General features: G+C 68.7%; 19 protein-coding genes. 6 read left to right on the top strand and 13 right to left on the bottom strand.

Features of this window, described 5'->3' with window-relative positions; translation table 11 throughout:
• Positions 1–32 precede the first annotated feature (32 nt).
• Entirely contained in the window at positions 33–887 is an 855-nt protein-coding gene (locus V6S85_RS04390; RefSeq protein ID WP_116569425.1) for an acyl-CoA thioesterase, read from the bottom strand.
• 93 nt (positions 888–980) lie between these two features.
• On the opposite strand from V6S85_RS04390, the gene V6S85_RS04385 reads away from it, so the two are divergent.
• Positions 981–1,931, top strand: a complete 951-nt coding sequence (locus tag V6S85_RS04385; protein ID WP_442885641.1) for a histone deacetylase family protein — start codon at positions 981–983, stop codon at positions 1,929–1,931.
• Positions 1,932–1,939: 8 nt separating this feature from the next.
• Here the strand turns inward: V6S85_RS04385 and V6S85_RS04380 are convergent, their stop codons facing one another.
• From V6S85_RS04380 to V6S85_RS04365, 4 genes are all read right to left on the bottom strand, one after another.
• Complete coding sequence (locus tag V6S85_RS04380) at positions 1,940–4,369, bottom strand: TonB-dependent receptor (protein ID WP_334348167.1); 2,430 nt, start codon at positions 4,367–4,369, stop codon at positions 1,940–1,942.
• 284 nt (positions 4,370–4,653) lie between these two features.
• Positions 4,654–4,752: a hypothetical protein gene (locus tag V6S85_RS04375; protein WP_243410648.1), complete on the bottom strand. Its 99-nt coding sequence runs from the start codon at positions 4,750–4,752 to the stop codon at positions 4,654–4,656.
• A 248-nt stretch (positions 4,753–5,000) separates the two neighbouring features.
• Complete coding sequence (locus V6S85_RS04370; protein ID WP_058347561.1) at positions 5,001–5,420, bottom strand: PaaI family thioesterase; 420 nt, start codon at positions 5,418–5,420, stop codon at positions 5,001–5,003.
• A complete protein-coding gene (locus V6S85_RS04365) occupies positions 5,417–5,917 on the bottom strand; it encodes a PaaI family thioesterase (RefSeq protein ID WP_116569428.1) in 501 nt (166 codons plus the stop codon). The genes V6S85_RS04370 and V6S85_RS04365 overlap by 4 nt, the downstream gene beginning before the upstream one ends.
• A 26-nt stretch (positions 5,918–5,943) precedes the next feature.
• On the opposite strand from V6S85_RS04365, the gene V6S85_RS04360 reads away from it, so the two are divergent.
• The 4 genes from V6S85_RS04360 to V6S85_RS04345 all read left to right on the top strand — a co-directional run bounded on the left by V6S85_RS04360 (position 5,944) and on the right by V6S85_RS04345 (position 11,803).
• On the top strand, positions 5,944–6,978 hold the full coding sequence (locus V6S85_RS04360) for a ligase-associated DNA damage response exonuclease (RefSeq protein WP_334348166.1): 1,035 nt from the start codon (positions 5,944–5,946) through the stop codon (positions 6,976–6,978).
• Positions 6,978–8,585 carry a cisplatin damage response ATP-dependent DNA ligase gene (locus V6S85_RS04355; RefSeq protein WP_334348165.1) on the top strand — a complete coding sequence of 536 codons (1,608 nt, stop codon included), beginning with the start codon at positions 6,978–6,980 and terminating at the stop codon, positions 8,583–8,585. Before V6S85_RS04360 ends, V6S85_RS04355 begins: the two co-directional genes overlap by 1 nt.
• A gap of 162 nt (positions 8,586–8,747) precedes the next feature.
• On the top strand, positions 8,748–10,457 hold the full coding sequence (locus V6S85_RS04350) for a type I secretion system permease/ATPase (RefSeq protein ID WP_334348164.1): 1,710 nt from the start codon (positions 8,748–8,750) through the stop codon (positions 10,455–10,457).
• Positions 10,454–11,803, top strand: coding sequence for an HlyD family type I secretion periplasmic adaptor subunit (locus tag V6S85_RS04345; protein WP_116569432.1), 1,350 nt, complete (start codon positions 10,454–10,456; stop codon positions 11,801–11,803). The genes V6S85_RS04350 and V6S85_RS04345 overlap by 4 nt, the downstream gene beginning before the upstream one ends.
• Before the next feature lie 38 nt (positions 11,804–11,841).
• On the opposite strand, the gene V6S85_RS04340 is transcribed toward V6S85_RS04345, so the two are convergent.
• From V6S85_RS04340 to V6S85_RS04325, 4 genes are all read right to left on the bottom strand, one after another.
• On the bottom strand, positions 11,842–13,044 hold the full coding sequence (locus tag V6S85_RS04340; RefSeq protein ID WP_334348315.1) for a multidrug effflux MFS transporter: 1,203 nt from the start codon (positions 13,042–13,044) through the stop codon (positions 11,842–11,844).
• Positions 13,045–13,191: 147 nt separating this feature from the next.
• Positions 13,192–14,076: a hypothetical protein gene (locus V6S85_RS04335; RefSeq protein ID WP_116569433.1), complete on the bottom strand. Its 885-nt coding sequence runs from the start codon at positions 14,074–14,076 to the stop codon at positions 13,192–13,194.
• Positions 14,076–14,846: a hypothetical protein gene (locus V6S85_RS04330; RefSeq protein ID WP_116569434.1), complete on the bottom strand. Its 771-nt coding sequence runs from the start codon at positions 14,844–14,846 to the stop codon at positions 14,076–14,078. Before V6S85_RS04330 ends, V6S85_RS04335 begins: the two co-directional genes overlap by 1 nt.
• A gap of 67 nt (positions 14,847–14,913) precedes the next feature.
• Positions 14,914–16,074 carry a DegT/DnrJ/EryC1/StrS family aminotransferase gene (locus V6S85_RS04325; protein WP_334348163.1) on the bottom strand — a complete coding sequence of 387 codons (1,161 nt, stop codon included), beginning with the start codon at positions 16,072–16,074 and terminating at the stop codon, positions 14,914–14,916.
• A gap of 269 nt (positions 16,075–16,343) precedes the next feature.
• Between V6S85_RS04325 and V6S85_RS04320 the strand changes: the two genes are divergently transcribed.
• Complete coding sequence (locus V6S85_RS04320; protein WP_334348162.1) at positions 16,344–17,327, top strand: mechanosensitive ion channel family protein; 984 nt, start codon at positions 16,344–16,346, stop codon at positions 17,325–17,327.
• Here V6S85_RS04320 and V6S85_RS04315 read toward each other — a convergent pair.
• Genes V6S85_RS04315 through V6S85_RS04300 form a run of 4 tightly spaced genes read right to left on the bottom strand, consistent with a single transcriptional unit; the run spans position 17,254 to position 20,509 of the window.
• Entirely contained in the window at positions 17,254–18,429 is a 1,176-nt protein-coding gene (locus V6S85_RS04315) for a trans-sulfuration enzyme family protein (RefSeq protein ID WP_116569437.1), read from the bottom strand. The two genes, V6S85_RS04320 and V6S85_RS04315, sit on opposite strands and share 74 nt — an antisense overlap.
• A 13-nt stretch (positions 18,430–18,442) precedes the next feature.
• On the bottom strand, positions 18,443–18,772 hold the full coding sequence (locus V6S85_RS04310) for a type II toxin-antitoxin system RelE/ParE family toxin (protein WP_116569438.1): 330 nt from the start codon (positions 18,770–18,772) through the stop codon (positions 18,443–18,445).
• Positions 18,773–19,036: a type II toxin-antitoxin system ParD family antitoxin gene (locus V6S85_RS04305; RefSeq protein WP_334348161.1), complete on the bottom strand. Its 264-nt coding sequence runs from the start codon at positions 19,034–19,036 to the stop codon at positions 18,773–18,775.
• Between the two features lie 60 nt (positions 19,037–19,096).
• Positions 19,097–20,509, bottom strand: a complete 1,413-nt coding sequence (locus V6S85_RS04300; protein WP_116569440.1) for a pyridoxal-phosphate dependent enzyme — start codon at positions 20,507–20,509, stop codon at positions 19,097–19,099.
• Positions 20,510–20,521 lie beyond the last annotated feature (12 nt).

Below are 20,521 nucleotides of genomic sequence, written 5' to 3'. Positions count from 1 at the left end.
ACGAGCTTTAGTACGGCAGAGTAGCCAAGCGCCTACTTCCGGATCCGCATCAGGCATTCCTGCGCTACCGAGGCGACCAGCTTGCCGTCGCGGCTGAACATCTGGCCGCGCACCAGGCCCCGGCCCTGCGAGGCGCTGGGGCTGTCCTGCGAGAACAGGGTCCAGTCGTTGAAGTCGAAGGGGTGGTGGAACCACATGGCGTGGTCAAGGCTGGCGGCCTGCAGGCCCGGCGTCGTCCAGATCAGGCCGTGCGGACGCAGGGCGCTTTCCATGAAGGCCATGTCGGACGCATAGGCCAGGGCGGCCTGCTGCATGCGGATGTCCTCGCCCAGCGGGGCGACGGCGCGCATCCAGACCTGCTTCTCACCCGACTTCTTGACCGGGGCCACGGGGTTCTGCGGGTCGATCCAGCGCAGGTCGACGGGGCGCGGGCGCTCCATGAAGGCCAGCATCTTGGGATGGATCTGGTCGCCCAGGCCGCGCAGATATTCGGCCTCGGTCGGCAGGGTTTCGGGCGCGGGAACGTCCGGCGCCTCGAACTGGTGCTCCAGGCCGACTTCCGGCGTCTGGAACGAGGCGGCCAGGTTGAAGATCTGCTCGCCGTGCTGGATGGCGGCCACCCGGCGGGTGGTGAAGGTGCCGCCGTCGCGAGCCCGCTCGACCTCGTAGAGCACCGGGGCGTTCACGTCGCCGGGGCGGATGAAGTAGGCGTGCAGCGAGTGGCAGACCCGGTCGCCCACGGTCTGGTAGGCCGCCGTCAGGGCCTGGGCGATGACCAGCCCGCCGAAGATGCGCGGAAAGCCGTCGTTGGGGCTGACGCCCCGGAACAGGTTCACCTCGATCGGTTCGAGGGTCAGGATCTCGGCGAGGTTCTCGGGCGTCTGCATGGTGCGCTGCGATAAGCTTCACGGACGGCCAGGGCAAGGCTGCCCATAACGTCAGCCTTGCGCCGCATGGTCGCGGCTCCCATCCTTCGGGGCATGCCGCCCATCGTCCATCACCCCGCCTTCCGGGCCGAAATGCCGCCCGGCCACCGCTTTCCGATGGACAAGTTCTCCAAGCTGGCCAGCCTGCTGGAGGCCGAGGGCCTCCCCGGGCCGGCGGGCTTCCACAGGCCGGAGTTCGCGTCGCTCGACGTGCTGCGCCTGGCGCATACGGACGACTATGTGCGCGGCGTGGTCGAGCTGTCGCTGCCGCCCGACATCGTGCGCCGCATCGGCATGCCCAACAGCGAAAGCGTCGCCATACGCGCCCGCGCGGCGACCGGCGGCACGATCCTGGCCGCGCGGCTGGCCCTGGAGCACGGGATCGCCTGCAACACCGCCGGCGGCAGCCATCATGCCGAGGCGGCCTCCGGCGCCGGCTTCTGCGTGTTCAACGACGTGGCGGTCGCCGCCCGCCTGCTACAGGCCGAGGGGCGGATCTCGCAGGTGCTGGTCGTGGATCTCGACGTCCACCAGGGCGACGGCACGGCGCGGATCTTCGAGGGCGATCCCAGCGTCTTCACCTTCTCGATGCATGCGGAAAAGAACTTCCCGCACCGAAAGGCCGTCAGCGATCTCGATGTCGAGCTGCCGGACGGAACCGACGACGCAGCCTACCTGGCCCGCCTCGACGCGATCCTGCCCGACCTGATCGCGCGGGTGGAACCCGACCTCGTGTTCTTCAACGCCGGGGTTGATCCGCATGCGGACGACAAGTTGGGGCGCCTTTCCCTGACCAACGCCGGCATCGCCGCCCGCGAGGCGCGGGTGCTGGGCGCCTGCCTGCAACGCGAGATCCCGGTCGTGGGCGTGATCGGCGGCGGCTACGACCCCGACATCGACCGCCTGGCAGACCGCCACGCCATACTGCACCGCACGGCGGCGGCGCTCGCGCCGACGAAAGAGGGGCGGCCCGTCGCCGAGCCGCCCCTTCCTCACGCGATCTGAAGTCGGCCCTAGAAGGCCGTCCGCAGGCTGAGCACCGCCGCGCGCGGGGCGCCCACATAGGCGTAGGTGCGCGCGTAGCCCGGATCGCCCGGGGTGGCGCTGGTCTGGGTCCCCGACAGGTTGCCGTAGTAGAACTTGTCGAAGATGTTGGTGACGTTGAGCTGGAGGTACGACTTCTTCCAGCCGTCGCCGCCCAGGTCGTAGCGGACGTCGGCGTCCCACACCGTGTAGTGCGGCAGCTTCTGGTCGTTGACGTCGGTCATGTAGCGCTCGCCGATGAACTTGCCCTGCACGCCGATCTGGAACTTGCCGATGTCGTAGGTCAGGCGGCCGGCGAAGGTCCACTTGGGGGTCTCGACCACCTGCTTGCCGGCGGTGTCGGCATAGGTCGCCAGGCCCGTGGTCGAGCTGTAGCTGACGGCCAGGTCGTCCTGCAGCTTGGCGTCGGTATAGGCCATCGAGCCGTAGATCGTCAGGCTGTCGTCCAGGCGCCACTGGGCCTGGGCGTCGAAGCCCTGGATCTCGACGTCGCCGACGTTGCGGTCGATGTAGGTGCCGTCGTTCTGGTCGACCGTGGTGACGATCCGGTTCTGGATGTTGGTGTGATAGACGCTGGCCGAGGCCATCACGGTCGGCGTGCGGAAGCGGTAGCCGATCTCCGCCGTCTGTCCGGTCTCCGGCTCGACATTGCCCAGGGCCCCGGTGCTGGTCAGGGTGTAGAGGTTGTCTACCTTCGGGGCCGACATCTGCTCCGAATAGCTGCCGTAGACCGAATGGTTGGCGCCGATGCGGTAAGACAGGCCCACGTTCGGCAGCACGTCGTCATAGCTCTTCTTGGCCGAGAACGGCGAGAAGTAGGTCGCGCCGTTGACGGTGACGACCGAGGCCACCGCGCCGTCGGCCTTGGCGGCCGTCGCCGTCGGGGCCATCGACGAGCAGTAGTAGGTGGTCGAGCCGGCGCGCGAGTAGCAGTACTGGTTCAGCTCGCGATCCAGCGTGGGCAGGCGCACGCCGATGTTGGCGACCAGCTTCTCGTCCAGGAACTCGCCGCGGTACTCGACGCTGAACTGGTTGAAGGTGGCCACCGAGCTGCGGTTGCGCTTCTGGGCGATGTCGCCGGCGGCGGTCTGGACGGCCACGCCGTAGCCGTCCTTGCCGCTGAACACGTCGGTCGGGTCGCCGTTGCTGTTGAGGATGCTGTACTCGCCGGTCTGGCGGGTGTGGGCCTCGTCCCAGGCATAGGCGAAGCGCACGCGGTGGTGGTCGGCCACGTCCCAGATCAGCGAGGTGTTCAGGCCCCAGCGGCGGGTGTTGGTGTTGCTGGGCGAATAGACCAGCACGGTGTCGCCCGTGTCGCCGTCGCCGTTGAGGTCGACGCCCACGCCGGCGCTGTTCTTCAGCTGGATCGAGGTTTCCGACAGGCTGGTCGAGCCGCCGCCGTTGGCCAGGGTGTAGTTGAACGACGGGTCGACCGTCAGCTTCAGGTTCGGCAGCAGGGTGAAGCGCGACTGGCCGCGGATGGTGCCGGTGTTCGACGGGTTGATGCGCAGGCCGTAGTAGCTCGACGTGCCCGGCGTGGTGCTGAAGTCGTAGTCCTCGCCGTACGTCGCCACGTCGCCGGCCACCGAGGCGTCGGCGTTGGTCAGGTAGGGCGCGTAGTAGCTGCTGTTGCGGTTTTCATTGTAGTTGAAGTTCAGCGCCAGGAAGTCGCCGGGCTTGGCCAGGTCCTGCTCGATGCGGGCGTTGACCTGCTTCTTCTCGAGCGCGCCGGGGCCCTTGAACTTGTCGTACTTCTGCCAGCTGCCGGCGATCCAGGCGCGCGTGCCCAGCGGGCCGAACTCGCCGGTCTGCAGCAGGGCGAAGGCGCGGCGGAAGTTGTCGGTGCCGACGCCGGCCTTGGTGACGACGCCGAAGTCCTTGGTGGCGCGCAGGGTGGTGTAGTTGATGACGCCGGCGGTCGAGGAGGCGGTGACGGAGTCGGCGTCGGTCGAGCCGGTGTTGACGTTGGCCTGCTGGATCAGCTCGGCGTCGACCTGCTGGTTCGAATAGATGGCGTAGTTGCCGCCGTCGTTCAGCGGCACGCCGTCGACCAGGAAGCCGATGTGGGCGCCGTCCTGGCCGTGCAGGCGGATGCTGCCGCCCGACGAGCCGTAGGGGTCGCTGTTGGTGAACACCAGGCCCGGCACCAGGTTCAGCGACTGCAGCACGGTCTGGCCGTCGGCCTGACGGTTCAGGAACTCGTTGGTGACCGTGTACTTACCCTTGGGCGCCGTCTCGGCGACCATGGTCCCGTCCATCGTCTTGGGACCCGAGGCGGCGGTGACGACGACGGTGTCGAGTTCGGTGGTGGCGGTCGATTGGGCGTGGGCGCCGGCGGCCGAAAGCAGGCCGCCGAACAGCGCCGTCGTGGCCAGGCAGGCCAGCTTGGTTCTGTTCATCTCTAAGAATATCCCCTTGTCCGCAACAACTCCGCCGATATGCGAAGTAAAATCCTGCGGAAGCGGGATTTTTAGAGATCGTAATTCAATGTTTGATGACGATATTGGAGCGATTATGGGGTCGGAAATCGACGATATCGCTGCAAGTTAGCTGCAAAGGCAATGTTCTGATATCTACTGAAACAAGTAAGTTTCGAATTCTTTCCGATCTATTCTTTGGGGAGTGATTTCGCCAGGCGCCATGCTCCGCCGGGATCGGGCCGGCGGAGCTAAGCGGCGTTCACTTAGAAGCTCGGCGAGATGAAGCCGGCGATGACGACGAGGGGAAGCACGGCGAGCACCAGGCTGGCGAGCGAAGCGAAGGCGTTGTTCGAGAAGGTCATCGGTCTAGTCCCTGAGTTGTTTGCCCGGCGCGATGTCCGCGTCCGGTGAAAAGAGGTATAGGCGGGGTCAGGGATGAACACCCGTTACCTTTGCGTCATGACGCCATTTTAAGAAACTATCGGGCCTGTAATGTGCATTACATTGGATTAATGTGGGCGATTTGATCGGGTATTGAGAAAATTATTGCCGCATCGACTGGCCGGGCGGCGGGCGCGTCTTGCGCCGCGCCGCCGCAACCGGGGGAGGATCAGTCCTCGGCCCCGGTCAGCAGGAAGTGGCCGCGCAGGGCCGCGATCGGCGCCGCTCGTTGTTCCTGCCAGGCCTCGACATGGACGTTGGCGATGCGCCGGCCCACCTTCTTGATCTGGGCGCGGGCATAGGTGGTCAGCGGCCGGCCCGAGCGCAGGTACTCGATGGAGACGTCGATGGTGCGCGGCTGGCGCTTCAGGGTCTCGGCGATGGACAGCTGGGCCAGCGCCGTCATCTCCATGAACGCCCCCAGCACGCCGCCGTGGATGGCCGGCAGCATCGGGTTGCCGACGATCTCGGGCGAGAACGGCAGGATGGCGGTCATCTCGTCGCCGGCCAGTTCGGCTTTCATGCCGATGAAGCGGGCGTAGGGAATGGCGCCGAGCACGGCGACCAGACGATCCTGGGCTTCACTCATTGGCCGCCCTCCTTCTTGCTGGAACCTGGCGGCTTGAGATTGGCGCCCGCCTTCTTGCCGGCGCTGGAGTCCAGCATGAAGGCGGCCTGGGCGGCGGCGATCGGGTCTTCCGGATCGCTCTCGTAGGCCACGGCCCGCACGAAGGCGACCGAGCGGGTCAGCTTGTAGCAGTGGGCGCGGGCCAGGATGTCCTTCCCGGGCTCGGCCGGCCGCATGTAGTCGATGCGCAGGTCCAGCGTGGCGATCGAGGTCCAGCTGGTCATGGCCGCGTGCACCGCTTGCCCCGAAGCGTGGTCGAGCAGGGTGGTGACCACCCCGCCGGCGATGACGCCTGTCTCGGGATCGCCGACCAGTTCGGTGCGGTAGGGAACCTTCAGGATGGCGACGCCGTCGCCGATCTCCAGGGTCGAAAAGCCCAGCGCCTTGGCCTGGGGGCTGCCTTCGTTCATCGCCTTGGCGATGAGGCGGTGCTGTTCGCCGATATCCGTCTCGCTCATGAGGGATAGGCTTACAGGATCGCGCGTTGTCTTATCCAGCCGTGATCAAGCCCCAGGATCTTCTCTGTCCGAAGCCCGGAGGGCTCTACTGCCCGCCCGGCGACTTCTACATCGATCCGGTCCGGCCCGTGGACCGGGCGGTGATCACCCACGGCCACTCCGATCACGCCCGCGCTGGCCATGGGACGGTGCTGGCCACGCCGCAGACCCTGGCGATCATGGCCGAGCGTTACGGTGAGGACTTCGCCGTCGTCGGCCGCCAGCCTCTGGCCTATGGTGAGAGCGTCACGATCAACGGCGTCGAGGTCAGCCTCGTCCCGGCCGGCCACGTGCTGGGCTCTGCCCAGGCGGTGGTGCGCTGGAAGGGCATGACCATCGTCGTCTCCGGCGACTACAAGCGCCGCCGCGATCCCACCTGCGCGCGGTTCGAGCCGACGCCCTGCGACGTCTTCGTCACCGAGGCGACCTTCGGCCTGCCGGTGTTCCGCCATCCCGACGACGCGGGCGAGATCGCCGCCCTGCTGAAGTCGGTCGCGCAGTTCCCCGACCGCGCCCACATCGTCGGCGCCTACGCCCTGGGCAAGGCCCAGCGGGTGATCAGGCTGCTGCGCGAGGCCGGCTGGGACCGGACGATCCACGTCCACGGCGCCATGGAGCGGCTGAACCGTCTGTACGAAGTCCATGGCGTCGACCTTGGCCCGCTGGCGCCGGCGACCACCGAGCGCGGCAAGGCGGGCGACTTCGCTGGCGGCATCATCGTCGCTCCGCCCTCGGCCCTGGCCGACCGCTGGAGTCGGCGCTTTCCCGACCCGGTCGACTGCTTCGCCAGCGGCTGGATGCGGGTGCGGGCCAGGGCCCGCCAGCGCGGCGTCGAGCTGCCTCTGATCATCTCCGACCACGCCGACTGGGACGAACTGACCGACACCCTGTCGGAACTGCGCCCCGGCGAGGTGTGGATCACCCACGGCCGCGAGGAGGCTCTGGAGCGGTGGTGCGAGCTGGAAGGCATTCCCGCCCGCGCCCTGCGGCTGGTCGGCTATGACGAAGAGGACGGCGAGTAGTGCGCGCCTTCGCCCATCTTCTCGACCGCCTGTCGCTGACGGCCTCGCGCAACGCCAAGCTGACCCTGATCGAGGCCTTCCTGCGCAGCGTCCCCGATCCCGACCGCGGCTACGCCCTGGCGGCCCTGACCGGGGCCCTGTCGTTCGACGCCGCCAAGCCGGCCTTCATCAGGAAGGCGGTCGAGGCGCGGATGGACGCCCAGTTGTTCGCCTGGTCCTACGACTATGTCGGCGACCTCGCCGAGACCGTCGCCCTGGTCTGGCCGGCAAGGCCCGGCGCCAACCGCGAGCCGGAGCTTTCCGAGGTGGTCGAGGCGCTGAAGGCGACCTCGCGCGCCCGGGCCCAGGCGCTGATCGAGGGCTGGCTCGACGCCCTGGACGCCGACGGCCGCTGGGCGCTGCTCAAGCTGATGACCGGCGGCCTGCGGGTGGGGGTCTCCTCGCGCCTGGCCAAGCAGGCCTGCGCCAATCTGGGCGGTGTGCCGATCGGCGAGATCGAGGAGGTCTGGCACGCGATCGAGCCGCCCTATGGCGACCTCTTCGCCTGGCTGGAGGGGCGGTCCGACCGGCCCTCGCCCGACGCGCCGGGCCGCTTCCGGCCGGTGATGCTGGCCCAGGCCATCGACGAGGCGGTGGATTTCGCAAAGCTCGATCCGGCCGACTACGCCGCCGAATGGAAGTGGGACGGCATCCGCGTGCAGGCGGTCAGCGAGCGCGGCGAGCGGCGGCTCTACACCCGCACCGGCGACGACATCTCGGCGACCTTTCCCGATGTGCTTGAGGCGCTGGATTTCGAGGGCGCGTTGGACGGCGAACTGCTGGTCATGCGCGCCGGCGCGGTCGCCAGCTTCGGCGACCTCCAGCAGCGGCTGAACCGCAAGACCGTCGACGGCAAGCTGATGGCCGCCCATCCGGCCGGGATCCGCGCCTACGATCTGCTGCTCGATGGGGAAGAGGATCTGCGGGGCCTGCCCTTCGCCGAGCGTCGCAAGCGGCTGGAGGCTTTCGTGGCGCGGCTGTCGACCTCCCGCATAGACCTGTCGCCGCTGCAGCCGTTCGAGACCTGGGAGGCGTTGGCCGCCTTGCGCGCCGATCCCCCGGCCGGCGATCCGGCCATAGCCGAGGGCCTGATGCTCAAGCGCTGGGACAGCGCCTACGAGCCCGGCCGCCCAAAGGGGCCGTGGTTCAAATGGAAGCGCGATCCGCATCTGGTCGACGCGGTGCTGATGTACGCCCAACGCGGCCACGGCAAGCGGTCGAGCTTCTATTCCGACTACACCTTCGGCGTCTGGCGCGAGGACGAGACCGGCGATCGCAAGCTGACCCCGGTGGGCAAGGCCTATTTCGGCTTCACGGACGAGGAGCTGAAGCAGATCGACAAGTTCGTCCGCGATCATACCGTCGAGCGGTTCGGGCCGGTGCGCTCGGTGCGGGCCGACCTGGAGTTCGGCCTGGTCTTCGAGGTGGCGTTCGAGGGGTTGCAGCGCTCGACGCGGCACAAGTCCGGCGTGGCCATGCGCTTTCCGCGCATCAACCGCATCCGCTGGGACAAGCCGTCGCGCGAGGCCGACGAGCTTTCGACCCTGGAGCGCATGCTGGACGGGTGACCCTGCCGAAACGGACGCCGTCCACGTCGCCGGGCGGAGGTTCAACTTTCGAGGCTTGCCGACCCGCGCACTAGTCCCTTGCGCGTGACGCAAACTCAGCTAAGGCACTTGTCTTGCGCCGGGGCCGAGAACTTCGCTTCGGGGCAAGTATGGAGCAGGTTTGTGAAGTCGTTTTCCTTTCCGCTCGCCGACGTCCTGCGGGCCTGTCGCACGCACTTCGTGGCGACGGCCATATTCAGCGCGCTGCTCAACCTCCTCTATCTCGCACCGACGTTGTTCATGCTGCAGGTCTACGATCGCGTGGTGCCGACCAGCGGCCACCTGACCCTGCTGTACTTGACGGTGGTGGTGGCGTTCGCCCTGGGCACTCTGGCGGCGCTCGACCTGGTGCGCGCCCGGCTCATGACCCTGGCGGGCCTGCGTCTCGACCGGCTGCTCGCGCCCGTGATCCTGCGACGCCTGATCGCCAGCCGTGCGGGTTCCGCCCAGGGGATGCGGGACTTCGACCTTCTTCGCCAGGCCCTGTCGGGGCCGACCGCCCTGGCGATCCTCGACGCGCCCTGGGCGCCGATCTACGTCATCATCGCCTTCGTCGTTCACCCGGCGATCGGGGCCTTGGCGCTCGCCGGCTCGATCCTCCTGTTCGGCCTGGCCCTGCTCAACGAGAGAGCCACCAAGGCCTCGGCCAAGGGGGCGCTGGAATCCCAGGCCGCCGCCTACGCCGCCCAGGACGCCGCGGCGCGCAACGCCGAAGTGGTCCGGGCGCTGGGCATGCAGAGGGCCATGGAGGCTCGCCAGCTCGACCAGCGGTCGCTCGGCCTGGACCTGGCCGCCCGCGCCCAGATGGCGGGCGGGGGCTATACGGCCGTCACCAAGTTCGTGCGCCTGGCGTTGCAATCCCTGGCGTTGGCCCTGGGGGCCTGGCTGGCGATCGAACGGCAGATCTCGTCGGGCGCGATCATCGCGTCCTCAGTGCTGATCAGCCGCGCGCTGCAGCCGGTGGAGCAGATCGTCGGCGCCTGGGGCGTGGTCAACCAGGCCCGCAACGCGCTGTCGAACATCCTGGCCCTGCTGGACACCTCGGGCGACCGCCCCACGGGCACCACCCTGCCGGTCCCCAACGGCGACGTCCGGCTGGAACAGGTCATGGTCCGCAGCCGCGAGGGACAGTTCCTGTTGCGCGGCGTGTCGCTGAACCTCGTCCCCGGAGAGATTCTGGGCGTCCTTGGCCCCAGCGGCGCCGGCAAGACCACCTTGGCCAAGATCACGGCCGGCGCGCTGACGCCGGACGCGGGCACGGTCCGCATCGACCAGGCCAGCTACGCGGACTGGGAGCCCGACCGGCTGGGGCGCCTGATCGGCTATCTGCCGCAGGAGCCATCCCTGATGGCCGGGTCCGTGCGCGACAACATCTCGCGGTTCGCGGGCTCCATCGGGGATGATCCGGGCCTGATCGACACCGAGACGGTCAACGCCGCCAAGTCCGCCGGGGTGCATGAACTGATCCTGCGGTTGCCGCACGGCTACGATACTGAACTGGGACTGAGCGGGCGGGGGCTGTCGGCGGGGCAGGCCCAGCGCATCGCCCTGGCGCGGGCGCTGTACGGCGCGCCGCCGGTCCTGATCCTGGACGAGCCCAATTCGGCCCTGGACGGAGAGGGCGAGGCGGCGCTGGCGAACGCGCTGATCGACGCCCGCAAGCGTGGCTGCGCCATCATGATCATCGCTCATCGCAGCGGCATTCTCGGCATCGCCGACCGGCTGGCCGTGCTTCGCGAGGGCCAGATCGAGAAGGTGGGCCCCCGCGACAAGGTGATCGCCGAACTGAACGCCATGGCCGGCGTTCCCAAGCCCAAGGCGGTCAAGCCATGACCCGTTCCATCGCCGGTCCGCGCGACAGTTCGCGGACGATCTCGGACGATCCTCGCCGCATGGTCCTGGCCGGTTCGGCGATCGCGGGCCTGTTCTTCGTCGGCTTCCTGGGCTGGGCGGCGCTTACGCCGCTGGACGCCGGCGCCTATGCGCCGGGAACGATCGTCGTCGCCGGCAACCGCCAGGCCGTACAGCATCGCGAGGGTGGCGTCGTCACCGCGCTGAAGGTGCAGGAGGGCCAGGTGGTGACCCGGGGCCAGCCCCTGGTCGAGGTCTCCGACACCGACATCAAGGCTTCCGAGCGCGGCCTGGCCGGCGAGGTCCTGACCCTGCTGGCCCAGCGTGCGCGCCTCGTCGCCGAGCGCGATGGGCGGGGCGCCTTCGCCGCGCCGCCTGAGTTCGCGTCGTTGTCGCCGCAGGACAGGTCGCTTGCCAACGAAGCGATGTCGCTGCAGCAGCTGCAGTTTCGCGCTCGCCGGCAGGCGCTCGAAACCCAGCGCGGCGTGCTGGGTCAGCGCGTGCTCCAGCTCAACGAGCAGGCCGGCGGCGCCGAGCGCCAGCTCAAGGCCAATGTCGACCAGCAGCAGCTGATCCGCGAGGAGTACCAGGGCGTCAAGGAATTGGCCGACAAGGGCTATGCTCCCAAGACGCGCCTGCTGGCGCTCAAGCGCGCCGAGGCGTCGCTGGAAGGCGAGAACGGCGCCCATCGCGCCCAGATCGCCCGCTCCAGCGAAGCGGTGGGCGAGACGCGCTTGCAGATCATGTCGCTCAATCGCGAGCGCGCCGAAGAGGTGGCCGGCCAACTGCGCGACATCCAGGTGCGGCTCGACGACCTCCAGCCCAAGTGGGGCGCCGTTCGCGAGCAGTTGGCCCGCGCGGTGATCCGCGCCCCGGCGAGCGGCAAGGTCGTGGGCCTGTCGGTCTTCACCGTCGGCGGGGTGATCTCGCCCGGCCAGACCCTGATGGAGATCGTGCCCCAGGACCGCGACCTGGTGGTCGAGGCGCGGGTGTCGACGGCCGACGCCGATGATCTGCGCCTGGGCCAGCAGACCCAGGTGCGCTTCAGCTCGCTGCATGAGCGGAACCTGCCGATCCTCAGCGGCGTGCTGACCAAGCTTTCGGCCGACAGCTTCGCCGACGAAAAGTCCGAGACGCGCTACTTCCGGGCCGAGGTGAAGGTGCTGCCCAGCGAGATGGCCAAGATCACCGCCATTCGCGGCGTTCAGGCCGGAATCCAGCCCGGCCTGCCGGTCGAGGTGATCGTGCCGCTGCGCCGTCGCACCGCCCTCGACTATCTGGTCGAGCCGCTGGTGCAGACCTTCTGGCGGGCCGGGCGCGAGCACTGAAGGCACGGGGGACCGCCGGCGGGCTGTCCCCCTCGCGCCTAGGCGGGCGAACCCGGGCCGTTCTGGAACAGGCGGCCCCTTTCGGTGGCCAGTACGACCAGCAGGCCCGACAGGCCGAAGCCGAAGAACCCCAGGGTCAGCGGGCCGACGGTGCCGTCGAACAGCTGGCCGATCAGGAAGCCTCCCAGGGCGCCGCCGATGGTGGTGATGAAGCCCTGCAGCGAGGCGGCCGCGCCGGCGATGTGGCCCAGCGGCTCCATGGCGATGGCCCCGAAGTTCGACATGACGAGGCCGAAGCAGAACATCATCCCGCCCTGCAGCAGGGCGAAGGTCCACACCGTCTCGTGCTGGGTATGGGCGACGACGGCGTGCACGCCTGCGAAGGCGATGAAGCCCAGCAGGGCTGCGTGCGAGACCTTGCGCATGCCCAGGCGCTCGACGACGCGGGCGTTGACCAGCGAGGCCACGGCGATGCCGCCGGCGATCCCGGCGAAGATCAGGGTGAACCACTCGCCCGCGCCCAGGGCGTCGACGAACACCTGCTGGGCCGAGTTGATGAAGCCGAACAGGCCGGCCAGCACCAGGGTGGCGGCGATGGTGTAGCCCATGGCCACCCGGTCGGTCAGGGCGGTGCGGAAGGCGCCGAGGATCGCGCCGGGCGAGATCGGGGTGCGGTCTTCAGGATGAAGGGTCTCGGGCAGCTTCAGGGCGGTCCAGGCGATCACGGCGGCGCCGAACACGGCCATGACGCCGAAGATCCAGCGCCAGGGCGCGACCAGCACGATGGCCTGGCCGATCGACGGGGCGATGATCGGCACGGCCAGGAAGACGATGAACGACAGCGACATCACCTGGGCCATGCGGCGGCCCGAATAGCAGTCACGGACGATCGAGACCGCCAGCACCCGCGTCGCCGCCGCGCCGACCCCGGTCAGGGCCCGGGCGACCAGCAGCATCTCGAACGAGGTGGTCAGGGCGCAGGCCAGGCTGAAGAGGACGTAGAGGCCAAGGCCCGCCAGCAGCACCGGCTTGCGGCCGTAGCGGTCGGCCAGCGAGCCGTAGGCGATCTGGGCCGCGCCGAAGCCCAGCAGGTAGGCGGTGATCACCCACTGGCGCTGGTTGTCGGCGGTGAGGCCCAGGCTGGCGCTGATCTGCGGCAGGGCCGGCAGCATGGAGTCGATGGCCAGGGCGTTGGTGGCCATCATCGCCGCGATCAGGGCGACGAACTGGGCGAAGCCCATTCCCTGGTGGGGCGAGATCGAGGTTGGGGTCGTGTCGCGGGGCATGACGCGCTTTCTTTGGCCGGGACGCGCGAGGCGCCGGCCGGCGCGAAACGCAACGACCGGCATATAGGCCGCCGGTCGTTGTACGCCAACCGCCCGGGTCGGCTATTGCGCCATCTGGAACTGGATGCTGACCGTCTGGTCGTCGCCGCCCCGCGATGCGCCCTCCTGCGACTGGCCCAGGCTGGCGACGCGCAGCAGCGGCTGCGAGCCGGGCTGGTCGGCCGGCGCGCTGCGCAGCGCGCCTAGAACCGGCTGGGCGCCGGTCAGGGCCTGGTGGAAGGCGGCCGAACGCTTGAGCGCCAGGGCGGCGGCGTTCTGGCCTTCCGGGGTGAAGGCGTCGATGCTGGTCTGGCTGACCACGTTGACCAGCGCCAGCTTGGCCTCGCCCTCCGGGCAGGTGCTGGTCGTCGGGCCGCCGTAGGACAGGCAGGGCAGGCGCTTGGCCAGCGAGGCGGCGACGTCGTCGGCGATCTTGCGGCCGCCGGCCGACAGGGTCGCGGAGTTGGGCTCGAACAGCTGGTCGGCCCGGAAGTACAGCGTGCCGCCGGCCGTATCGCCGGCCAGCGGAGCGCCGGCGTCGCGCAGGTCGGCGTCGAGGAAGCGCATCAGCGTGCCCTGCGCCTCGCCGGCCGCCGCGGTCTTGCGCGTGGTCTTGGTGGGCGGGCCGAACGAGAAGCAGCGCCGATCCTGGCCCGCGCCGCCGATGACGGTTTCCGGCACGCACAGCACCCGGGCCTTCTCGTCGATCTCGACGGTGACGTCGCGCGGGGTGAGGGCCGTCGCCGTCTGCAGCAGGGCGGCCGTCTCGGGGTGCTTGGCCTCGGTCAGGGCCTGGGTCGACTGCCGGAATTGCAGCGCAAAGTAGCTCAGCATGATGATGAAGATGAAGATCACCCCCACCATCATGTCGGTCATCGAGACGTAGTAGCTTTCACCCTCTTCGAGGTCGGGCGTGCGGCGCCGGCGGGCGCGACCGAGGGCCGCCATCAGGCGAGGCTCTGCGCCGGAAGGGCCTGGGGCGCGCGGGCGTCGGCCAGGGCGGTCTCGATGCGCGACAGCACGGCCAGTTGCTCGAGCATGACCTTCTCGGGCGGGGCGAAGCGCACGCAGCCGTCGAGCTGGGCGAAGAAGTGGGCTTCCAGCGCCTCGATCGCCTGCCGGCGACGTCGCGCGACCAGGCGAAGGATGATGGAGCCGAGCACGCCTGCGATCGAGGTCCAGAACTTGGTCGCCGCCACGGCCAGCAGGCCCATCAGGGCGGTCTGCATGCCCGCGCCGCCTTGGCGCTGCATGGCGTCGACGGCCTCGGTCAGGGCGGCCACGATGCCCATGAAGGTGATGACCAGACCGATGGCGACCATCAGGTTGGCCCACCATTCCAGGCTGCGGGCCGGCGAGTCCGCATGCTCGAAGGCGTCGGAGGCATGGATCGAAGAGGCCAGGCGCCCGTCGCTGGTTTCCGCCAGCTGGCCGCGATAATTGGCCCAGCCCAGCTCCAGAGCCGGATGAGCCGCGCCGCCCAGTCGCTTGTCGATCTGCGCGAAGGCCTCGGCGAAGGCCTTCTGCCGGTCCGATCCGCCCAGTTCCGCCAGCAGGTCGCTGCGGCGGCTCAGGTCGTCCCGCAGCGGCGCGTACTCGAAATGGCCTGATTGGAAGATCAGGCCGATCGCCAGGGCCAGGATCGCCCCGGCCATGATCAGAGCGGCGCTGGGGGCGCTGAAGACGGCGACGACGAAGCTGGTGACGGGATCGTGCATGCGGGCCTTCTGCCTGGGTTTTGCGCAGCGCACAATGCCAGAAGTTGAGGCCTCAATGAGGCGCAGCTTAGCCGTTGAAGCCCCGGATCGCGTCGATGATCACCGCCTGGTCGGCTTCCGGCAGATAGGGGTGCATCGGCAGCGCCAGCACCGTTTCGGCCTTGGCCTCGGTGACCGGAAGACCGCCCGCGCCGCGCGGGAAGGCCGCGTACGGCGCCTGCACGTGCATCGGGACCGGGTAGTAGACGGCGGTCGGCACGCCCTTGGTCTTCAGGTGGGCGGCCAGGCCGTCGCGGTTCTCGTGCTCGATGACGTACTGGGCCCAGACCGAGACGCCGCCGTCGATGACCTTGGGGGTCGACAGCACCACGTCCTTGAGGCCATCGGCGTAGCGGTCCGCCACGGCCTGGCGCAGCTGGATCTCCACGGCGAAGATCGCCAGCTTCTCGATCAGGATCGCCGCCTGGATGGTGTCCAGCCGCGAGTTCATGCCGATGCGGGTGTTGAGGTACTTGGGGTCGTGGTCGAAGGTCTTGCCCTCGAGGTCCGGGCCGACCGCCTTGCCGTGGACGCGGTAGCTGTCCATCAGGTCCCAGAGCACCGGATCGTTGGTCAGCACCGCGCCGCCGTCGCCGTAACAGCCCAGCGGCTTGGCCGGGAAGAAGCTGGTGGTGGCCACGTCCGCCCAGTGCAGCGGATGCTTGCCGTGCAGGGTGCAGCCGAAGCCCTGGGCGCTGTCGGAGACCAGCTTGAGGTCTTCGCGCTCGCAGATGGCCTTGATGGCCGGATAGTCGGCCGGCTGGCCGAACAGGTCGACGGCGATGACCACCTTCGGGATCAGCCTGCCCTGCGCCTTCACGTCGGCGATAGCGGCTTCCAGCTTGGCCGGGTCGAGATTGTAGGTATCGGGCAGCACGTCGACGAACACCGGCGTGGCGTTGACCCACGGCACGACTTCCGGCGTCGCGGCGAAGGTGAAGGACGGGCAGAACACCGCGTCGCCCGGGCCCACGCCCCAGGCCATCAGCGGCAGGGCGATGGCGTCGGTGCCGTTGGCGCAGGACAGCGCCTTCTGCGCCTGGCCGAAGGCGGCCAGCTGGGCTTCGAACTCGCGGACCTGCGGGCCCATGACATAGGCGCCGCTGTCGAGAACGGCGGCGATCGCCGCGTCGATCTTGTCGCGGATCCGGCGCTGCTGCGCGGCGAGGTCGATGAAGGGCATGCTCATGGGCGCGGCTCTTAGAGTTCAAAGGCGGCGGTTTCGAGCCAATTGATGTAACCGACTGTTTCGCCAAATGCTCCCCCTGAAGGGGGAGCTGTCGCGGAGCGACTGAGGGGGAAGGCGTTGCTCGTCTGGCAGCCGCCTCGACCTCATCAGGAACTTCCCCCTCCGACCCTCCGGGCCACCTCCCCCTTCAGGGGGAGGATCATGACGCGGGAACGAACCTTGGCCGGGCGTCGTTGACCGGCCGGCGCGGGGGCGCCATCGAGAGTTTCATGAGCAAGCCGACCGTCGTACCGCAAGACCTTTCCCTGCCGTCCATCGCCAACATCAAGGCCGACGAGACCATGTTCGGGCATTTCCTGGATTGGCTGGGCAAGATCGCCGTCAACCTGGTGGTGGCCGCGATCATCCTGATCGTCACCTTCTGGGCCGCAGGCTGGCTGGCGGGGGTGGCCAAGAGGGCGCTGGGCCGGGTGCACCGGACCAATCCCGACCCGACCCTGGAGAGCTTCGTCTCATCGCTGGTCCGTTACGCCATCGTCGCCATCGGCCTGGTGGCGGTGCTGCAGCAGCTGGGCGTGCAGGCGACCTCGATCATCGCCGTGCTGGGCGCGGCGTCTCTGGCCATCGGCCTGGCCTTGCAGGGCGCGCTGTCGAACGTGGCCGCCGGGGTGATGATCCTGCTGTTCCGCCCCTACCGCGTCGGCGACGTCATCGAGACGGCCACCCGCCAGGGCACGGTCAAGTCGCTGGACCTGCTGTTCACCGAGATCTCGACCCCCGACAACGTCAAGGTGATGATCCCCAACAGCAAGGTGTTCGGCGACGTCATCCTCAACTACTCGACCCACCGCACCCGCCGGGCCGACGTGCTGTTCAAGGTGCCGCTGAAGACCGACCTCGTGCTGGTGCTGCAGAAGATGCGCGAGCGGGCCGAGAACGATCCGCGCGTGCGCAAGGAGCCGGCGCCGATGATCGAGGTCACCGACCTGTCGGAGGTGTTCGCCCAGGCCGCCATCCGCGTCTGGACCGCCAAGGAGGACTTCGGTCCGGTCAAGACCGACCTGATGCTGGCCGCCCACCTGTGGGCCGAGGACCCGACGCGGGAGCTGCCGCCCCCGCGCAAGTCGAACGCTCCGGACCCGTCGCCGTCCATGCCCGGCGACAAGGACCATCACCTGTTCAAGCTGAGAGCGCCGAGGAAAGGTCGGAAATCAGGTCCGAGCAGTCCTCAATCCCCACCGAAAGCCGGATGAGGGTGTCGCTGATCCCCAGCGCCTTGCGTTGATCGGCGGGGATCGAGGCGTGGGTCATGATCGCCGGATGCTCGATCAGGCTCTCGACCCCGCCCAAACTCTCCGCCAGCGTGAACAGGCGCGTGCGTTCCAGAACCCGCCGCGCCGTCGCCTCGTCGCCCTTCAGGTCCACCGAGATGATCCCGCCGAAGCCGCCGTGCATCTGGCGGCGGGCCAGGTCGTGCTGGGGGTGGCTTTCCAGGCCCGGATAGATCACCCGCTCGACGTCCTTGCGGGTCGCCAGCCACTGGGCGATCTCCAGCGCGCTGTCGCAGGCCCGCTGCATGCGCAGCGCCAGGGTCTTGACCCCGCGCAGGGCCAGGAAGCTGTCGAACGGCCCCAGCACCGCGCCGACGGCGTTCTGCAGGAACTTCAGCTTGTCGATCAGCTCGGGATTGTCGCCGACCACGGCCACGCCCGCGACCACGTCGGAGTGGCCGTTCAGGTACTTGGTGGCCGAGTGCATGACGATGTCGAAGCCCAGCTCCAGCGGCCGCTGCACGAAGGGGCTGGCGAAGGTGTTGTCGGCCACGGTGATCAGGCCGCGCTGCTTGGCCAGGGCCGCGATGGCCTCCAGGTCGGCCAGGCGCAGCATCGGGTTGGTCGGGGTCTCGACCCAGATCATCTTCGTCTCGGGGCGGATCGCCGCCTCGATGGCCGAGACGTCGCCCATGTCGACGAAGCTGAACGACAGGCCCGCCGAGCGCTTGCGCACCTTGTCGAACAGCCGGAACGAGCCGCCGTAGAGGTCGTCGCTGGCGATCACGTGGGCGCCGCTGTCGAGGATCTCCAGGATCGTCGAGGCCGCCGCCAGGCCCGAGGCGAAGGCGAAGCCGGCGGTTCCGCTCTCGAGATCGGCGATGGCCCGCTCGAAGGCGAAGCGGGTGGGGTTCTGGCTGCGGCTGTACTCGAAGCCCTTGTGCTCGCCCGGGCTCGACTGGACATAGGTCGAGGTGGCGTAGATCGGAACCATGACGGCGCCGGTGGTCGGGTCGGGGAACTGGCCGCCGTGGATCGCGCGGGTGGCGAAGGCCAGGCGGTTCTTGCCGGGAATGTCGGTCATGCGTGAAGGGCTTTCATGGGGCGCCGTCATCGGCGGACGGCAGCGTGCTCAGAATTTCCGGTAAGTCCTGGGATCCATGCAGGATGCGCATGATCACGGGTGGTCGGCGCTGGCAGTTGTAGACGAGGACATAGGGAGAGCCGGGCAGAAGCGAGAACCGATAGGGCTCGGGCGCATGCTCCGGGCGGCTCGCGCCGGTCATGGGGAAGCTTCCCAGCAGGGCCAGCGCCTCCCTCAATTCCATCTGGAACCGGCGTGAAGCCTTCGGGCTGTCTCCGGCGATCCAGGTGGCCGCCGCCATCATGTCGCGGCGAGCCGTGGCTGACAGCGTGGCGGGAGGCATCTATTCGGCGGCGTGGGCTTCGGCTGCCTCGATGATGGCGTCCAGATCCGCCATGACCTCTTCAAGCGTGAACACGTCTCCTCGGTCGGCTTCGTCCTCGGCGTCCTTGAGCGACTGGAGGAAGGCCTGCCGTTTCAGCTCTTGATGTTGCAGCAGGCGCAGGCTGGCCTCGACGACTTGGTTGACGTCGCCGAAACGTCCCTCCGCCACGCAATCCTCGGCGAACTTTTCCAAGGCGGGCGTCAGTTTCACCTGGATGGCCATGCGACCCTCGTCTCGATTTCGCTCACAGCATGCCTCGATGAGAACGTTTCCGCAACGCCCTCACGCCCCCAGCCGCAGGTGGTTGAGCAGGTCGACGCGGGTGATGACGCCGACGAACTCGTCGCCGTCGACGACCAGGGCCACCTCGTCGCGGTCGAACACCTCGGGCAGGGCCTCGACGCCCTGGTGGGCCTGCAGGGTGTTGATCTCGCGGGTCATGGCCTCGGCGACGGGTGTCTTGAAGCGGGCGCCGCGATGGTCCTCATGGTGCTCGTCGCCGCCCTCGACGGCGGCCAGGATGTCGCTTTCGTCGAGGATGCCCACGAGCTTGCCGTGATCGACCACCGGCAGCTGGCTGATGTCGGACGAGCGCATGCGGTTGTAGGCGGTCAGCAGGGTGTCCTGCGGTCCGATGGCGATCACCCCGCCGTCGGCGTAGCGCTTGGCGATCAGGTCGCGCAGGTCGCCGTGCAGCTCGCGCTGGTCGAAGCCGTGCGCCGCCAACCACATGTCGTTGAACATCTTGGTCAGGTACTTGGCGCCGGTGTCGCAGACCAGGGTGACCACCCGCTTGGCTTGCGTCTGCTCGCGGCAGTACTTCAGGGCCGCCGCCAGCAGGGTGCCCGACGACGAGCCGGCCAGCACGCCTTCCTTGCGCAGGAGGAGGCGGGCAGTGTCGACGCTCTCGCGGTCGCTGATGGAGTAGGCCTTGCGGACGAGGTCCATCTGGGCGTTGTCGGGGATGAAGTCCTCGCCGATGCCCTCGACGATCCACGAGCCGGCCTCGCCATAGGTTCCGGTGGCCACGTAGTCGCAGAGGATCGAGCCGACCGGGTCGGCCAGCACCATCTGCGTCTTGGGCGAATGGGCGGCCATGTAGCGGCCCACGCCCGTCAGCGTGCCGCCCGAGCCGACGCCCACCACCACGGCGTCGACGTCGCCGTCCATCTGCTCGAGGATCTCGGGTCCGGTGCCGGTCTCGTGGGCCCGGGGATTGGCCGGGTTGGCGAACTGGTTGACGTAGATCGCGCCGGGGATCGACTGGGCCAGGATCTCGGCCATGTCCTGGTAGTATTCCGGGTGGCCCTTGCCGACGTCGCTGCGGGTCAGGCGCACGTCCACGCCCATGGCCCGCAGGTGCAGGATCTTCTCGCGGGCCATCTTGTCGGGAACGACGAGGATCAGCTTGTAGCCCTTCAGGGTCGCCACCTGGGCCAGGCCAAGGCCGGTGTTGCCGGCGGTGGCCTCGACGATCGTCCCCCCCGGCTTCAGCGAGCCGTCGGCCTCGGCCGCCTCGATCATCGAGCGGGCCACGCGGTCCTTGATCGAGCCGCCGGGGTTCTGGTTCTCCAGCTTCAGGAACAGCCGGCAGGGACCGGTGTCGAGATTGCGCACCTCCAGCATCGGCGTGCGGCCGATCAGGTCGAGCGCGGAACCGGCGACCGGGGGAAGGGCGGATTTGGGGTCGTTCATGGCGCGACTCTG

Origin of the sequence: Caulobacter sp. CCNWLW153, assembly GCF_036889365.1 — a bacterium.
GTDB classification, from domain to species: domain Bacteria; phylum Pseudomonadota; class Alphaproteobacteria; order Caulobacterales; family Caulobacteraceae; genus Caulobacter; species Caulobacter radicis.
Note: the sequence above shows the minus strand (reverse complement) of the source record. Positions and strands in the feature narration are given on the sequence as shown.

Excerpts from the sequence above, each read along its gene's own strand:
- V6S85_RS04345 (WP_116569432.1), top strand. The coding sequence starts at position 10,454 with ATGACCCGTTCCATCGCCGGTCCGCGCGACAGTTCGCGGACGATCTCG.
- V6S85_RS04325 (WP_334348163.1), bottom strand. The coding sequence starts at position 16,074 with ATGAGCATGCCCTTCATCGACCTCGCCGCGCAGCAGCGCCGGATCCGC.
- V6S85_RS04315 (WP_116569437.1), bottom strand. The coding sequence starts at position 18,429 with ATGACCGACATTCCCGGCAAGAACCGCCTGGCCTTCGCCACCCGCGCG.
- V6S85_RS04340 (WP_334348315.1), bottom strand. The coding sequence starts at position 13,044 with ATGGGCTTCGCCCAGTTCGTCGCCCTGATCGCGGCGATGATGGCCACC.
- V6S85_RS04335 (WP_116569433.1), bottom strand. The coding sequence starts at position 14,076 with ATGGCGGCCCTCGGTCGCGCCCGCCGGCGCCGCACGCCCGACCTCGAA.
- V6S85_RS04380 (WP_334348167.1), bottom strand. The coding sequence starts at position 4,369 with ATGAACAGAACCAAGCTGGCCTGCCTGGCCACGACGGCGCTGTTCGGC.
- V6S85_RS04320 (WP_334348162.1), top strand. The coding sequence starts at position 16,344 with ATGAGCAAGCCGACCGTCGTACCGCAAGACCTTTCCCTGCCGTCCATC.
- V6S85_RS04385 (WP_442885641.1), top strand. The coding sequence starts at position 981 with ATGCCGCCCATCGTCCATCACCCCGCCTTCCGGGCCGAAATGCCGCCC.
- V6S85_RS04310 (WP_116569438.1), bottom strand. The coding sequence starts at position 18,772 with ATGCCTCCCGCCACGCTGTCAGCCACGGCTCGCCGCGACATGATGGCG.
- V6S85_RS04370 (WP_058347561.1), bottom strand. The coding sequence starts at position 5,420 with ATGAGTGAAGCCCAGGATCGTCTGGTCGCCGTGCTCGGCGCCATTCCC.
- V6S85_RS04300 (WP_116569440.1), bottom strand. The coding sequence starts at position 20,509 with ATGAACGACCCCAAATCCGCCCTTCCCCCGGTCGCCGGTTCCGCGCTC.
- V6S85_RS04375 (WP_243410648.1), bottom strand. The coding sequence starts at position 4,752 with ATGACCTTCTCGAACAACGCCTTCGCTTCGCTCGCCAGCCTGGTGCTC.
- V6S85_RS04365 (WP_116569428.1), bottom strand. The coding sequence starts at position 5,917 with ATGAGCGAGACGGATATCGGCGAACAGCACCGCCTCATCGCCAAGGCG.
- V6S85_RS04305 (WP_334348161.1), bottom strand. The coding sequence starts at position 19,036 with ATGGCCATCCAGGTGAAACTGACGCCCGCCTTGGAAAAGTTCGCCGAG.
- V6S85_RS04390 (WP_116569425.1), bottom strand. The coding sequence starts at position 887 with ATGCAGACGCCCGAGAACCTCGCCGAGATCCTGACCCTCGAACCGATC.
- V6S85_RS04330 (WP_116569434.1), bottom strand. The coding sequence starts at position 14,846 with ATGCACGATCCCGTCACCAGCTTCGTCGTCGCCGTCTTCAGCGCCCCC.